General features: G+C 65.7%; 12 protein-coding genes. 10 read left to right on the top strand and 2 right to left on the bottom strand.

The window, feature by feature from the left end:
* Window positions 1-55 precede the first annotated feature (55 nt).
* From yajC to U1E69_RS06305, 4 genes are read left to right on the top strand one after another with little or no spacing between them, the layout of a single operon-like run.
* A complete protein-coding gene (gene yajC / locus U1E69_RS06320; protein WP_322243505.1) occupies window positions 56-388 on the top strand; it encodes a preprotein translocase subunit YajC in 333 nt (110 codons plus the stop codon).
* A 10-nt stretch (window positions 389-398) separates the two neighbouring features.
* A complete protein-coding gene (gene secD / locus U1E69_RS06315; protein WP_322243504.1) occupies window positions 399-2,066 on the top strand; it encodes a protein translocase subunit SecD in 1,668 nt (555 codons plus the stop codon).
* 10 nt (window positions 2,067-2,076) lie between these two features.
* Complete coding sequence (gene secF / locus U1E69_RS06310; RefSeq protein WP_322243503.1) at window positions 2,077-3,048, top strand: protein translocase subunit SecF; 972 nt, start codon at window positions 2,077-2,079, stop codon at window positions 3,046-3,048.
* 9 nt (window positions 3,049-3,057) lie between these two features.
* Window positions 3,058-3,414, top strand: a complete 357-nt coding sequence (locus U1E69_RS06305; RefSeq protein ID WP_322243502.1) for an Mth938-like domain-containing protein — start codon at window positions 3,058-3,060, stop codon at window positions 3,412-3,414.
* Window positions 3,415-3,612: 198 nt separating this feature from the next.
* Here U1E69_RS06305 and U1E69_RS06300 read toward each other — a convergent pair whose 3' ends face one another.
* On the bottom strand, window positions 3,613-4,590 hold the full coding sequence (locus U1E69_RS06300; RefSeq protein ID WP_322243501.1) for a CoA ester lyase: 978 nt from the start codon (window positions 4,588-4,590) through the stop codon (window positions 3,613-3,615).
* 78 nt (window positions 4,591-4,668) lie between these two features.
* The gene (locus U1E69_RS06295) at window positions 4,669-5,271 is read right to left on the bottom strand and encodes a response regulator transcription factor (RefSeq protein WP_322243500.1); all 603 of its coding nucleotides are present in this window, start codon (window positions 5,269-5,271) and stop codon (window positions 4,669-4,671) included.
* A 311-nt stretch (window positions 5,272-5,582) separates the two neighbouring features.
* On the opposite strand from U1E69_RS06295, the gene U1E69_RS06290 reads away from it, so the two are divergent.
* The 6 genes from U1E69_RS06290 to U1E69_RS06265 form a co-directional block, all read left to right on the top strand.
* Window positions 5,583-6,830, top strand: coding sequence for an aminotransferase (locus U1E69_RS06290; protein ID WP_322243499.1), 1,248 nt, complete (start codon window positions 5,583-5,585; stop codon window positions 6,828-6,830).
* Window positions 6,831-6,842: 12 nt separating this feature from the next.
* A complete protein-coding gene (locus U1E69_RS06285) occupies window positions 6,843-8,033 on the top strand; it encodes a malate--CoA ligase subunit beta (protein ID WP_322243498.1) in 1,191 nt (396 codons plus the stop codon).
* On the top strand, window positions 8,033-8,926 hold the full coding sequence (gene sucD / locus U1E69_RS06280) for a succinate--CoA ligase subunit alpha (protein WP_322243497.1): 894 nt from the start codon (window positions 8,033-8,035) through the stop codon (window positions 8,924-8,926). The genes U1E69_RS06285 and sucD overlap by 1 nt, the downstream gene beginning before the upstream one ends.
* A gap of 14 nt (window positions 8,927-8,940) precedes the next feature.
* Complete coding sequence (locus U1E69_RS06275) at window positions 8,941-9,909, top strand: D-glycerate dehydrogenase (protein ID WP_322243496.1); 969 nt, start codon at window positions 8,941-8,943, stop codon at window positions 9,907-9,909.
* Window positions 9,909-12,554: a phosphoenolpyruvate carboxylase gene (locus tag U1E69_RS06270; RefSeq protein ID WP_322243495.1), complete on the top strand. Its 2,646-nt coding sequence runs from the start codon at window positions 9,909-9,911 to the stop codon at window positions 12,552-12,554. Before U1E69_RS06275 ends, U1E69_RS06270 begins: the two co-directional genes overlap by 1 nt.
* 17 nt (window positions 12,555-12,571) lie before the next feature.
* Window positions 12,572-13,282: serine hydroxymethyltransferase (locus tag U1E69_RS06265; protein WP_322243494.1), on the top strand; the 711-nt coding region annotated here is incomplete at its 3' end.

Below are 13,282 nucleotides of genomic sequence, written 5' to 3'. Positions count from 1 at the left end.
AATCCCAAAGGGGGGCGGCAAGACCGACCCTCCGACCCCGCAGGAAAGGATGCCCATGTTCGTCACGCCCGCTTTCGCCCAGGACGCCGCAGCCGCGCCCGGAGGTGCCGCCGTCTTCGCGCAGTTCCTGCCGATTATCCTGATCTTCGTGATCTTCTACTTCCTGCTGATCCGTCCGCAGCAGAAGAAGATGAAGGAACACCGCGCCATGGTCGAGGCGCTGCGCCGCGGCGATCAGGTCGTGACCTCGGGCGGGATCGTCGCCAAGGTCTCGAAGGTCCAGGAAGACGGCATGGTCGAGGTCGAGATCGCCGATGGCGTCAAGGTCAAGGTCCTGAAGCACACCATCACGACCGTCCTGAACAAGACCGAACCGGCAACGAACTAGGTCCGAAATCATGGAATCGATGGCGCTGTGGAAGCGCGTTCTCATCCTGTTGGTTTGCGGCTGGGGCATCCTGGCAGCAGTCCCGAATCTTTTCTACGCGCAGGTCGAACGCCACAATGACGCCGCTGCCGCCATCGAGGCCGCCGGGGGCTCCGCGACACCCGAACAACAGGCCGCCCTGGCCGAATGGCCGGGCTTCCTGCCCTCGGCCCTGATGAACCTTGGCCTTGACTTGCGGGGCGGGGCGCATCTTCTGGCTGAAGTCCAGGTCGCGGACGTTTACAAAACCCGTATCGACGCCCTCTGGCCCGAAGTGCGCGATGCGCTTCGCGACTTGCGCGACCAGGTTGGTGCGGTGCGCCGCGCCCCCTCGCCAGAGGATATGCTGCGGGTCACCGTCTCGAACCCCGAAGGCATGCCTGCGGCGATCGAGGCCGTCCGCGCCCTTGGCTCCAGCGTCGTCACGCTGACCGGGGTCGGGGAAAGCACCATCGACGTAACCTCGGAAGGCAACGACATCGTCGTCCAGCTGTCGGAAGCCGAAAAGCAGGCCACCGACCAGCGCACGATCCAGCAGTCGCTGGAAATCATCCGCCGCCGGGTGGACGAGGCCGGAACCCGGGAACCCACAATCCAGCGCCAGGGCACCGACCGCATCCTGATCCAGGTCCCCGGCATCGGCTCGGCGCAGGAGCTTAAGGCCCTGATCGGGCAGACCGCCCAGCTTACCTTCAACGCCGTCATCAGCCGGACGACGGACGCCGGCGCGGAACCGGGTCCGCGCAACGTGCTGCTCCCCTCGATGGACGAAGAGGGGGTCTATTACATTGTCGAACAAACGCCCGTCGTTTCGGGCGAGGATCTGGTGGATGCCCAGCCCTCGTTCGACCAGAACGGCCAGCCCGCCGTCAGCTTCCGCTTCGACACGACCGGCGCACGCGCTTTCGGCGACTACACCGCCGCCAATATCGGGGCGCCCTTCGCCATCATCCTGGATGACGAGGTGATCTCGGCCCCGGTGATCCAAAGCCACATCCCCGGCGGCTCGGGCATCATCACCGGCAACTTCGACGTCGACGAATCGACGCGCCTTGCCGTCCTGTTGCGCGCGGGTGCGCTTCCAGCCGAGATGACCTTCCTGGAAGAACGCACCATCGGCCCGGAACTTGGGCAGGATTCGATCGACGCCGGCAAGATTGCCGCGATGGTCGCCGGCGGCGCGGTCATGATCTACATGGTCGCAAGCTACGGTCTCTTCGGCCTCTTCGCCAACATCGCCCTTGCGATCAACATGGCGCTGATATTTGCTGCACTTTCCGCGGTTGGCGGGACACTGACCCTGCCGGGCATCGCGGGCATCGTTCTGACCATCGGGATGGCCGTCGACGCAAACGTTCTGGTATTCGAACGCATCCGCGAGGAATTGCGCCTGAACAAAAGTCCAGGCCGGGCCGTGGAACTGGGCTACGAACGGGCGCTGTCGGCGATCATTGACGCCAACATCACGACCTTCATCACCGCGGCCGTCCTGTTCACCGTCGGCGCAGGCCCCGTCCGCGGCTTTGCGATCACCCTTGGCATCGGCATCATCACCTCGGTCTTCACGGCCATCTACGTGACCCGGTTGATCGTCGAATTCTGGTTCCGCGTGCGCAAGCCCGCGACCATCACGGTATAAGGCGAAGATCATGGCCTGGCGTTTCCGACTTGCCCCCGAAAAGACCAACATCGACTTCTTCAAGAACCAGTGGCTGACCTTTGGCGGCTCGATGCTGCTGACGGTGGTCGCCATCGTCGCCTGGGCAGTCATGGGTCTCAACTTCGGCATCGACTTCCGCGGCGGCACCACGATCCGGACCGAAGCGACGCAGCCCGTCGACGTCGGTGCCTACCGCTCTGCGCTTGATGGCCTTGATCTTGGTGACGTCGCGATCACCGAGGTTTTCGACCCTGCCTTCGCCGCAGACCAGCATGTCGCCCAGGTGCGCATCGCGCCGGTCGATGGCGTCGAATCCATCACCCCCGAGATCATCGCCGAGGTCGAAGCCCGCTTGCAGGCGCTGGATCCGTCGATCACCTTTCCATCGGTCGAATCCGTCGGGCCAAAAGTCTCGGGAGAGTTGATCTGGAAAGCGGTCACCGCGATGGTTGCCGCCAGCCTCGGCATCGCGGTCTACATCTGGCTGCGCTTCGAATGGCAGTACGCGCTGGGCGGGATCATCGCGCTGATCCATGACATCTTCATCACCATCGGCGTCTTCGCGATCTTCCAGCTCAAGTTCGACCTGACCATCATCGCGGCCCTGCTGACGATCCTCGGGTATTCGATCAACGACACTGTTGTCGTGTTCGACCGCTTGCGCGAAAACCTGCTGAAGTACAAGACGATGCCGCTGAAAGACGTGATGAACCTTTCGGTCAACGAAACGCTCAGCCGGACGCTGATGACCTCGGTGACCACGCTGGTTGCCCTGGGCGCGATGCTGGTCTTTGGCGGCGACGTGATCCGCGGCTTTGCGTTCGCGATCTTCCTTGGCGTCGTGCTTGGCACCTATTCGTCGATCTTCGTCGCAAAGAACCTGGTCCTGTTCATCGGTCTCGACCGGGGCGACAAGCCGAAGAAATCGGACAAGAGCGAATTTGCCAACGTCGATGCGTAAGGCGGCCTGATGCGGCTCACCGAAGTCACCTACGGCACGGCCAAGGCGATCGAGGGTTACGGCCCCGGCTTTTTCCGCGTGGCCGGGCACATCTTTCGTGGCCCCTGCCTCATCACCCCCTGGGACGCCGGCCCCTGGGGTGGCTACAATGATACCGCCGCGCCCCTGTCCCTCGTCGACAAGATCGACGTCCTTTTTGTCGGCACCGGCGCCAACGTGGCCCACGTCCCGCCTGCGTTCCGCGCGGCCTTGGAAGGGCAGGGGATCGGGGTCGAGGTGATGGCCTCCCCCACCGCCGCCCGAACCTACAACGTCCTTCTCGGCGAAGGCCGCCGCGTCGCCGTCGCGCTGATCCCGGTCGAATAGGGCGAGCTGTACCCCACGCACCGGGTCCAGCTTTCATACTGGCCCAAATATCCCCGCCGGAGGCTCCGACCGCAGCACAGCAGAAGGCCGGTGGGAGTGACCTCCCACCGGCCGATCACATGGTTAAGCTATCCTGAACGCCCACGCGCAACCCCTTGGAATTGCAGGAACGCCCAGACTCGTCCTGCGTGGACAGGCTTACCCCGCCGCGATCTGCCGGGCCTTCTGGACCAGCACTTCCGCCTGACGGATCGAGGCGTAGTCGATCAGCCGCCCGTCCAGCGAGACGGCCCCCTTGCCCTCGGCAGCCGCCTGCTCCATCGCCGCCAGAATCCGTTGCGCCCGGGTAACCTCGGCCTCCGACGGGCTCATCACCTCATTGGCCAGCGCGATCTGGCTGGGATGGATCGCCCACTTCCCCTCGCACCCCAAGACCGCCGCCCGCTTCGCCGCCGCCCGGTAGCCGTCCGGGTCCGAAAAGTCGCCGAACGGCCCATCCACCGGCCGCAGCCCATTCGCCCGCGCCGCCACCACCATCCGGGCCAGCGCATAGTGCCACATATCGCCCCAATGGACCTGGCGAGAGCCGTCCTCCAGCTTGTCGGTCAGCACCGAATAATCCGGGTTCACCCCCCCGATGATCGTCGTCCGCGCCCGGGTCGAGGCCGCATAATCCGCCACCCCGAAATGCAGCGACTCGTTCCGCTTCGACGCCCCCGCGATCTCGGTGACGTTCTGCATCCCCAGCGCCGTCTCGATGATATGCTCGAACCCGATCCGCTTTTTGTAGCCCTTCGCGTCCTCGATCTGCGTGACCATCATGTCGACCGCATAGACGTCCGCCGCGGTGCCGACCTTCGGGATCATGATCAGGTCCAGCCGCTCACCCGCCTGCTCGACCACATCCACCACGTCGCGATACATGAAATGGGTGTCGAGGCCATTGATCCGCACCGACATGGTTTTCTTGCCCCAGTCGAGCTCGTTCAGCGCCTTGATGATGTTCTTGCGCGCCTGCGCCTTGTCGTCCGGCGCGACGGCGTCTTCCAGGTCCAGGAAGATCACATCCGCATCCGACGCGGCGGCCTTCTCGAACATCTGGGGGGCGCTGCCCGGAACGGCCAGCTCGCTGCGGTTCAGGCGCGCGGGGGCCTGCGTGATGACGTGGAAAGACATGTTGGGCTCCTAAGTCAGGAGCTGCACCCGCCTTACCCATCGGCGATGCCAGCCCCCCGCGTCAAGCCCGAAAATGCATCACATTTCGCCACGCGAGGCGCGATTGGCGTAGAAAAACGCAATCGCCTGTGCCCGGTTCTTCACCGAAAGCTTCTCGAACAGGTTCGACAGGTGAAACTTCACCGTGTTTTCGCTGATCTCCAGATCGCGCGACAGTTCCCGGTTGGTCAGTCCCTTCGACAGGGCCTCCAGCAGCGTCCGCTCTCTTGGCGACAGCGATTCAATCGGGTCCTGCTTCAACCCCCGCACGTCGAGGAATGGAAACACCATCTGCCCCTTCGCCACGGCAGCACAGGTCTCCAACAGCCGCTCCACCGATTCGGAGCGTGAGACGAACCCCGCCGCCCCCGCCGCCATCGCCTTCCGGGGGACGTCCCCGGTATCCTCGGCATAGACCACCAGCCGCGGTGCGTTCGCCTGTGCACGCAAGACGTCGATCAGCCGCGCGCCGCCAAGCGCCGGCAGGTTCCAGTCGATCACCCCCACCTGCACCGGCATGCGCATCACCATGCCCAGGAATCCCTCGGCCGTCGCCGCCGTGGCGACCAAGGAGAATCGGCGATCCTTCTCGAAGATCTCGGACATCGCGGTCAGCATCAGCGGATTGGAGTCCGCCAGCATCAACGTTACCGCTACCACCTTCTGTTGATCGTCCCAAAGCGCCATCAAACCGCCTCACCCTACCCGTTCGGGTGGGTTCTGGTTGGTATACAACCGTATTCCCACCGGTATGGATAGGGATAACCCCACCCAAATAGATATCCAAAAGCAGGATATAGGAATGTTGTTACATTTGTCGACTGCCGCTTTCCTGTGCAGCAAGGACCAACGTCCACGGCAGACCCCGCGACCTTTCTTCCGCTGCACCCGGAAGCGTCGCAGGTCCCGCCCCGACGACGGTCCAGACGCATAGGCCTTGGGAGGGGCGCCGCATGACCGACACCGAACTTTTTCCGCAACTTGTCATACCCGAGACTTTGGCCGCTGGCCCTGGTCCTGGCAACACCGACGCGCGGGTTCTGGCGGCCTTTGCCCAGGCGGGCATCGCCGACCACATGCAGGCCGACGTCCTGCGCGGCATGATCGAATGCAAGCACATGCTGCGCAAGGTCTGGGGCACCAAGAACACCTACACCTTCGGCGTCGCCGGCACGGGGTGGAGCGGGCTTGACGCCCTCTTCTCTGCCATCCTGCCGGGCGACACTGTGGTCTGCTTCGTGAACGGAACCTTCAGCGGCATCGACGCCCTGACCGTCCGCACCCGGGCCGCAACGCGGGAGGACCTGAAGGCGAACTCCCTCGACCCCAAGCCCGCCAGCGCCACCGTCATCCAGGTCCCGCACGGCCAGTCGGTCACCGCCGACATCATCGAAACGGCCCTCGCCGAACACAAACCCACCTGGGCCACGATGGCGCATTGGGAAACCGGCTCGGGCCGGATCAACGACATCCGTGGCTTCTCCGACGCCTGCGTCAAGCACAACGTGATGGGCCTTGTCGACGCCGTCTCCTCCCTCGGGATCGAGGATTTCGCCATCGACGACTTCCCCGGCGTGGTCGGCTGGGCCTCTTGCCCGCAGAAGGGTGTCCTTTGCCTGCCGCTGACCTACGCCCCCGTCAGCTTCACCGACCGATACATCGCCCACCTGCGCGAGAACGGCTGCTACTCCTACGTCCACAACCCGATCTTCGAGGCCCGCCACTGGGGCATCGTTGACGGCAAGGACACCGCCGCGGGCAGCTACCACCGCACCCACTCCGGTTACGCCGTCGCCGCCTTTCACGAGGCACTGCGGATCAACCTCCAGCACGGCCGCGCGCAAAAGGCCGCCGACTACGCCCACCACGAGGCCGCTTTGCGGTCTGCTGTGCAGGCGCTGGGGTGTGAGGTCACGTCCAACATGACCAGCCTCGTCGTGCTGAACCTGCCCGGCGCCTTGGCGGGCCGCGAAAAGGAACTGGTGGCCTCGGCCCGTGCCAAGGGCTTTGGCATCTGGCCGACCCTGTCGGAACCCGTTCAGGTCCGCATCGGCATTCTGAACCAGCTGAGTGAGGCCGCGATCACCGAGATCGTCACCCGCTTCGCCAACGAGATGAACGCGATGGGCGCCAACGTCGATGTGGGCAAGGCGCTGAAGGCGCTGGAAACCCACTACGCCGCCGCCATCGCTGCCGAATAACGGGAGGAACCAATGGACATCCACGAATATCAGGCCAAGGAAATCCTTGCCAAATTCGGCGTCGCCGTGCCTGCGGGCGCGCTCGCCTACAGCCCCGAACAGGCTGCTTACCGGGCGCGCGAGCTGGGGGGCGACCGCTGGATCGTCAAGGCCCAGGTCCACGCCGGGGGCCGCGGCAAGGCCGGTGGCGTCAAGCTTTGCAACTCGGAAGGCGAGATCCACGAGGCAAGCGAATCCATGTTCGGCCGCAAGATCGTGACGCATCAGACCGGCGCCGAAGGCAAGGGCATCTACCGCGTCTATGTCGAGGCCGCCGTCGCCTTCAACCGCGAGATCTACCTTGGCTTCGTTCTTGACCGTTCCTCGCAGCGGGTGATGATCGTGGCGTCGTCTGAAGGCGGGATGGAGATCGAGGAAATCTCGGCCTCGCGCCCCGATTCGATCGTCCGCTCCACCGTCGAACCCGCCGTCGGCCTGCAAGAATTCCAGGCGCGTGAGATTGCCTACAAGCTTGGCATCCCCGCCGCGCTGACCCAGCAGATGGTCCGCACCCTGCAGGGCTGCTACCGCGCCTTCCGCGACCTTGACGCGACGATGGTGGAAATCAACCCGCTGGTCGTGACCGCCGACAACCGCATCCTCGCGCTCGATGCGAAGATGACCTTCGACACCAACGCCCTCTTCCGCCACCCCCAGATCGCCGAGCTTCGCGACAAGTCGCAGGAGGACCCCCGCGAAAGCCGCGCCGCCGACCGGGGCCTCGCCTACATCGGCCTTTCGGGCAACATCGGCTGCATCGTGAACGGCGCGGGCTTGGCGATGGCGACGATGGACACGATCAAGCTGGCCGGGGGTGAGCCCGCCAACTTCCTCGACATCGGTGGCGGTGCCACGCCCGAGCGTGTGGCCAAGGCCTTCCGTCTCGTCATGTCCGACAAGAACGTGCAGGCGGTCCTTGTGAACATCTTCGCCGGGATCAACCGCTGCGACTGGGTGGCCGAAGGCGTCGTCCAGGCCCTGCGCGCCGAACCCGTGGACGTGCCCGTCATCGTCCGCCTGTCCGGCACCAACGTCGAGGAAGGCCAGAAGATCCTCGCGCAATCCGGCCTGCCGATCATCCGCGCCAACACGCTGATGGAAGCCGCCGAGCGCGCCGTGATCGCCTGGAAGAACGACCGCAAGCAAATGATGAGGGCCGTGTAATGAGCATCTTTCTCGACCGTTCCAGCCGCGTCGTCGTGCAGGGCATCACGGGCCGCATGGCGCAGTTCCACACCAAGGAAATGCTCGACTACGGAACGCAAGTCGTCGCGGGCGTGGTCCCCGGCAAGGGTGGCGAAACCGTCATGGGCATCCCGGTCTTCAACACGATGAAAGAGGCCGTCGCCGCCACCTCTTGCGACACCTCGCTCGTCTTCGTGCCACCGCCCTTTGCTGCCGACAGCATCATGGAAGCCGCCGACGGGGGCATCCGCTACTGCGTCTGCATCACCGACGGCATCCCGGCGCAGGACATGATCCGGGTGAAGCGCTACATGATGCGCTACCCCCGCGAACGCCGCATGGTCCTGACGGGGCCGAACTGCGCCGGCACCATCAGCCCCGGCAAGGCGCTTCTGGGCATCATGCCCGGCCACATCTACCTGCAGGGCAACGTCGGCATCGTCAGCCGCTCGGGCACCCTTGGCTATGAGGCCGCCCAGCAGCTGAAGGACCGCGGCATCGGCATCTCGACTTCCGTCGGTATCGGCGGCGACCCGATCAACGGCTCTTCTTTCCGCGACATCCTGGAGCGGTTCGAGACCGACCCCGACACCCACATCGTCTGCATGATCGGCGAAATCGGCGGGCCACAAGAGGCCGAAGCCGCCGAATACATCCAGAACCACATGACCAAACCGGTCATCGCCTACATCGCGGGCCTGACCGCCCCCAAAGGCCGCACGATGGGCCACGCGGGCGCGATCATCTCGGCCTTCGGCGAAAGCGCGTCGGAAAAGGTGGAAATCCTCACCGCCGCCGGTGTGACCGTGGCCGAGAACCCCTCGGTCATCGGCGAAACCGTGGCCCGCGTCATGGCCAAGCGCGCCGCGTGATGGGGGAGGGGAGGATGCAAAAGCCCAAGGTCCTGGTCACGCGCCGCTGGCCTGCCGCTGTCGAGGCGCAGATGGCCGCCAATTTCGACGTCGACCTGAACAGCGCCGACAAACCGCTGTCTCAGGACGACTTCCGCGACGCGATGACCCGCTACGATGCCATCCTCCCCACCGTCACCGACAAGCTTCCGGCGGCTGTCTTCGAGACCAGCCCCCGGACCAGGATCCTTGCGAACTACGGCGTCGGCTTCGCCCACATCGACACCAACGCCGCCAAGGACCGGGGAATCGCCGTCACCAACACCCCCGACGTGCTCTCCGAATGCACAGCCGACATCGCGATGACCCTCCTCCTCATGACCGCCCGCCGGGCAGGGGAAGGGGAGCGCGAGCTCCGCGAAGGCCGCTGGACCGGATGGCGCCCGACCCACCTGATCGGCACCAAGGTCTCGGGCGCGACCCTTGGCATCATCGGCTTCGGCCGCATCGGCCAGGCCATGGCCCAACGCGCGCACTTCGGTTTCGGGATGAAGATCATCGTCCAGAACCGCTCCCCGGTCCCGGCCGAAGTCCTCGCCCGCTACAACGCCACCCAGGTCCCCACCGTCGAGGACCTCCTGCCGCAAGCCGACTTCGTCTCGCTTCACTGCCCCGGCGGCACCGCCAACCGCCACCTCATCAACGCCCGCCGCCTTGACCTGATGAAGCCCTCGGCCTTCCTCATCAACACCGCGCGGGGTGAGGTCATCGACGAACACGCCCTCGCGCAATCCTTGTGGTTCGGCACCATCGCCGGCGCAGGCCTCGACGTCTTCGAACGCGAACCCCAAGTCCCCGACGCCCTTCTGAACGCCGACAACCTCGTCCTCCTCCCCCACCTCGGCTCGGCCACGCGGGAAACGCGTGAGGCAATGGGCTTCCGCGTCCTCGAAAATCTGACCGCCTTCTTCGACGGCCGCGCCCCCCGCGACAGGGTGGCCTGATGTCCGCCGTCCCGCAGCTTGCCGACGCAGCCGAAGACGGCGACGATTATACCGCCGCCCTCCGCCAGGACCTCCGCCGTCTTTGGACCAACGTCATCCAGCGCCGCGCGCCCGAGGTGCTTTACGCGGCAATGACGCCAGCGGCACATCTGCCCTCGCCCGAGGCAGCAGTGCCGTTGATGCAGGCTGTGAACATCTGGTTCCAACTGACCAGGATCATTGACGAAAACGCCGCCATGCGCAGCCGCCGCATGACCGAAGCCGCCGAAGGCCCCGCAGCCGTCGAAGGCTCTTTCGCCTCCGCCCTGTCCGCCCTCGATCCGTCAATGACTCGTGAGGATTTCGCCCAGCTGTCCACCCGCCTTTCGGTCGGCCCCACGCTCACCGCCCACCCGACCGAGGCGAAACGCGTCACGGTCCTGGAAATCCACCGCCGCATCTACCGGCTTCTCGTCTCGCTCGAAACGCAGCGCTGGACCCCGCGCGAACGCGACGACATCCTGGCCGACATCGAATCCGAGATCGACCTTCTCTGGATGACCGGAAAGTTGCGCATCGAACGCCCGCGTCTTGCGGACGAGATCGAATGGGGCCTGCAATTCTTCCGCGACGCCCTCTACGACGCCATCCCGCAGCTCTTCGACCGCTTCACCGCCGCCGCCACCGACCGCTTTGGCGAGGGCCTCGCCATCACCCCCTGCGTCCGCTTCCACTCCTGGATCGGCGGCGACCGCGATGGCAACCCGAACGTCACCACCGAGACGACCAAAGACGCACTCGACGGCTCCCGCCGCGCAATCCTGGAACGCTACATCGACGCCGCCCGCCTTGCCGCCGCACGGATCAGCATCACCACCCGGATCACGCCGCTTCCCCCCGCGCTGGACGACCGCATCCGTGCGATCCTCGGCCTCCGCGCCACCGACCTTGCCTCCCGCAACCCGGGAGAGGTCTTCCGTCAGGCCCTGACCGCCATCGCCGACCGGCTGCAGGCCACGCGCGACGGGGCAGGGGGCTACCCCTCGGTCAGCCATTTCCTGGCCGACCTCCGCAGCCTTGAAGACGCCCTCCACGCCCTGCGCGCCGACCGCCTTGCCGCCCGGTACATCACGCCCTTGCGCTGGCAGGCCCAGGTCTTCGGCTTCCGCACCCACACCCTTGACGTCCGGCAGAACTCCACCGTCACCACCGCGGTCATCGCGGAACTGTGGTCGCTGACCGCCCCGGCCCCCGCCTACGGCACCCCCGACTGGTCCCGCCGCCTGCGTGAGGACCTCTCGCGCCCCGACCTGACCCACGCCGACCGCGCCCGCCTGTCACCTGAGGCAAAGGAACTCCTCGACCTCCTCGCCCTCATGCGCCAGGCCCGCATGTCCGAGGACCCCGAGGCGATCGGCCCCTTCATCCTGTCGATGACCCGCACCGCCGACGACATCCTCGGCATCTACCTCCTCGCCCGCCACGCAGGCTTCGGGGCCGAGAAGCTGGACCTGCAAGTCGTCCCCCTGTTCGAGACCATCGACGACCTCCGCCGCGCGCCGGAAGTCTTCGACGCGGTCCTTCAGGTCCCGCTGGCCGAACGCAGCCTCCGCACCCGCGACGGCACCGTGGAAGTGATGCTCGGCTACTCCGACAGCAACAAGGACGGCGGCTTCCTTTGCTCCACCTGGGAACTGGACAAGGCGCAACGCCGCCTGACCCAAAGCCTCGCCCGCCACCGCCTGCGCCCTGTCTTCTTCCACGGACGCGGCGGATCGGTCAGCCGCGGCGGAGCCCCCACCGGCCGCGCCATCGCCGCCCAGCCCGTCGGCACCGTGCAGGGCCGGTTGCGCCTGACTGAACAGGGCGAGGTCGTCTCCTCGAAATACGCCAACCGGGGCACCGCCGTCGGCAACCTGGAGCTTCTAGCGTCCTCGGTCCTGTCGCACCTTCCGGTCCGCGTGCAACCCGCCGCCGATCCCGAACACATCGACGCGCTTGAGGCCCTCGCCGGGCTGTCGCAGACCGCCTACGTCAACCTCCTCGGGATGCCCGGCTTCCTCGACTACTTCCAGCAGGCGAGCCCCGTCGAGGAACTGGCGATGCTCAAGATCGGCTCCCGCCCCGCCCGCCGCTTCGGGGCGCGCAGCTTGGGCGACCTCAGGGCGATCCCCTGGGTCTTCGCCTGGTCGCAGAACCGTCACATGATCACCGGCTGGTACGGCTTCGGATCGGCGCTCCGCTCGTTCCGTCAGGTGCGCGGCCCCAATGCCGACCGCCTCCTCGCCGACATGTTCGCCCGCCATCCCCTTTTCCGCCTGATGGTGGACGAGGTGGAAAAATCCCTGATGCTGACCGACATGGGAATAGCCGAAGCTTATGCCTCGCTCGTCGAGGACCCCGCCATCCGCGCCCCGATCCTCGGCCGCATCCAGGCCGAACACTCTGCCGCTCTTGCAAGCCTCCGCGACATCACCGGCACCGCGCTTGGCCACCGTTTCCCCAAGATGCAATCCCGTTGCGAGGACCTGCGCCCGCAGTTGGACCGCCTGAACCGCCTGCAGATCGACCTTCTCCGCCAATCCCGGCAGGGCTCCGGCGGCACCACCGTCCCCCTCATGCAATCGATGACCTGCATCGCCTCCGGCCTTGGCTGGACCGGCTGACCCATAGGAGCACACCCATGAATGCCCCCCACCGCGACACCGGTTTTTTCACCGAACCCCTGTCCTCGCGCGACCCCGAGCTGTTCGGGGCGGTGACCCAGGAACTTGGCCGCCAGCGCCACGAGATCGAGCTGATCGCCTCGGAAAACATCGTCTCCCGCGCCGTGATGGAAGCCCAAGGCTCCATCATGACCAACAAATATGCCGAAGGCTACCCGGGCAAGCGCTACTACGGCGGCTGCCAATACGTTGATATCGCGGAAAACCTGGCCATCGACCGCGCGAAGCAACTGTTCAACTGCGGCTTCGCCAACGTCCAGCCGAACTCGGGTTCCCAGGCGAACCAGGGCGTGTTCCAGGCGCTGCTGAAGCCCGGCGACACCATCCTGGGCATGTCCCTCGACGCCGGTGGCCACCTGACCCACGGCGCCGCGCCGAACCAGTCCGGCAAATGGTTCCATGCCGTGCAATACGGGGTCCGCAAGCAGGACCTGACGCTGGACTACGACCAGGTCCAGGCCTTGGCGACCGAGCACAAGCCGAAGATGATCATCGCCGGCGGCTCGGCCATCCCGCGCATCATCGATTTCGCGAAAATGCGCGAGATTGCGGATTCGGTCGGCGCCTACCTCCTCGTCGACATGGCGCACTTCGCGGGCCTCGTCGCGGCGGGCCTCTACCCCAGCCCCTTCCCGCACGCCCATGTCGCCACCACCACGACGCACAAG

The sequence above is a fragment of the Tabrizicola sp. genome, assembly GCF_034366665.1.
Taxonomy (GTDB): domain Bacteria; phylum Pseudomonadota; class Alphaproteobacteria; order Rhodobacterales; family Rhodobacteraceae; genus Tabrizicola.
Note: the sequence above shows the minus strand (reverse complement) of the source record. Positions and strands in the feature narration are given on the sequence as shown.

Bases quoted from the DNA above. Each gene is read 5' to 3' on its own strand.
- yajC (WP_322243505.1), top strand. From the start codon at position 56: ATGTTCGTCACGCCCGCTTTCGCCCAGGACGCCGCAGCCGCGCCCGGA.
- secD (WP_322243504.1), top strand. From the start codon at position 399: ATGGAATCGATGGCGCTGTGGAAGCGCGTTCTCATCCTGTTGGTTTGC.
- secF (WP_322243503.1), top strand. From the start codon at position 2,077: ATGGCCTGGCGTTTCCGACTTGCCCCCGAAAAGACCAACATCGACTTC.
- U1E69_RS06305 (WP_322243502.1), top strand. From the start codon at position 3,058: ATGCGGCTCACCGAAGTCACCTACGGCACGGCCAAGGCGATCGAGGGT.
- U1E69_RS06300 (WP_322243501.1), bottom strand. From the start codon at position 4,590: ATGTCTTTCCACGTCATCACGCAGGCCCCCGCGCGCCTGAACCGCAGC.
- U1E69_RS06295 (WP_322243500.1), bottom strand. From the start codon at position 5,271: ATGCTGGCGGACTCCAATCCGCTGATGCTGACCGCGATGTCCGAGATC.
- U1E69_RS06290 (WP_322243499.1), top strand. From the start codon at position 5,583: ATGACCGACACCGAACTTTTTCCGCAACTTGTCATACCCGAGACTTTG.
- U1E69_RS06285 (WP_322243498.1), top strand. From the start codon at position 6,843: ATGGACATCCACGAATATCAGGCCAAGGAAATCCTTGCCAAATTCGGC.
- sucD (WP_322243497.1), top strand. From the start codon at position 8,033: ATGAGCATCTTTCTCGACCGTTCCAGCCGCGTCGTCGTGCAGGGCATC.
- U1E69_RS06275 (WP_322243496.1), top strand. From the start codon at position 8,941: ATGCAAAAGCCCAAGGTCCTGGTCACGCGCCGCTGGCCTGCCGCTGTC.
- U1E69_RS06270 (WP_322243495.1), top strand. From the start codon at position 9,909: ATGTCCGCCGTCCCGCAGCTTGCCGACGCAGCCGAAGACGGCGACGAT.